The organism is Bradyrhizobium oropedii, from assembly GCF_020889685.1.
GTDB lineage: Bacteria > Pseudomonadota > Alphaproteobacteria > Rhizobiales > Xanthobacteraceae > Bradyrhizobium > Bradyrhizobium oropedii.
In genome coordinates this window covers 1-1,251 of record NZ_JACMYO010000435.1, presented here as the reverse complement: position 1 = coordinate 1,251, position 1,251 = coordinate 1, and the positions used below count along the sequence as shown (strand labels likewise).

The following is a 1,251-nucleotide window of genomic DNA, read 5'->3' as shown; positions in this document are numbered from 1 at the left end:
CGGCAGTCATCCGTGAACCAGGTGCGCCAGCACCAGGAGAGCACGGAGCTGCAGTACCGCCTCGTCGATCGCGCCATCGGTCTGGGCTGGCCGCCGGAGCGCGTCCAGGTCATTGACGAGGACTTGGGCAAATCCGGTGCTGGCGGTGTGGATCGTCGTGGTTTCCAGAAGCTCATTGCCGAGATCGGCCTTGGCAACGCCGGTCTTGTGGTGAGCCTCGACGCTTCTCGCTTGGCCCGCAATAACCGGGACTGGCATCAGCTTCTCGAACTGTGCTCGGTGTTTGGCGTGCTCATTGCGGATGGTGAGCGGCTTTACGATCCTCGCGCCTACCACGACCGCCTGCTGTTGGGCTTGTCCGGCATCATGAGCGAGGCAGAGTTGCATCAGCTTCGGATGCGCCTTCACCAAGGGGAACGCCAGAAGGCGGCGCGGGGCGAACTGCGGCTGCCCCTGCCAGCCGGGCTCGCCTATGATCGAGCGGCCACAATTGTTCTCAATCCCGATGAGGAGGTGCAGGCCCGTCTTCATCTCGTGTTCGCCAAATTCCGGGAACTGCAAAGCGCTCGCCGTGTGATGCGTTACTTGGACAGGAACGGATTGTCCTTGCCGGTTCGACCGCTGCTTGGACCATCTCCACACGAGATCGTCTGGCGTGCGCCAGATAGTGCACGCGTCCTTAGCGTCCTTCAAAATCCGGCCTATGCTGGGGCGTACGTTTATGGCCGCCGGCAAAAGGATCCGAGCCGATGCCGGCCGGGATCGCTGACGGGAACGGTCAAGGTGGCGATCGGGGATTGGGCGGTTTGCCTCCACGCCGCTCACCCAGGCTATATCAGCTGGGAGGAGTTCATGGCCAACCAGGGGCGACTGGCAGATAACGTCTTCCGCTATGAGGCAGGACATTCTGGCGTACCGCGCAAGGGGGCAGCCCTGTTACAAGGAATTGCGATCTGCGGCCGTTGCGGACGGCGCATGAGCATGCGCTACACGGGCCCGAATGCCGACTATCCGGTCTATTGCTGCCGCGCGGATCGGGACCAGCAAGGCAGTGCACTGTGTCAGGAAGTCCGGGCCTTGGCGGTTGACGCGCTGGTCGAGCGGGTGGTTCTCGATGCCCTGGTGCCGGATCAGATTGAGATCGCACTCGCGGCGGCGGGCCAACTGGAGCAGGAGAGCCGTCAGCTCGAGCGCCAGTGGGCGCTTCGCGTGGAGCGCGCCCGCTACGAGGCCGAGCGCGCTCGGCGTCAA

The 1,251-nt window shown here is 63.7% G+C and carries 1 protein-coding gene; it reads left to right on the top strand.

All coding sequences use genetic code 11. From position 1 onward, the window contains the following. Window positions 1–12 precede the first annotated feature (12 nt). The coding region (locus tag H8A95_RS43120; protein ID WP_229188462.1) for a recombinase family protein at window positions 13–1,251 on the top strand (1,239 nt) is incomplete at its 3' end.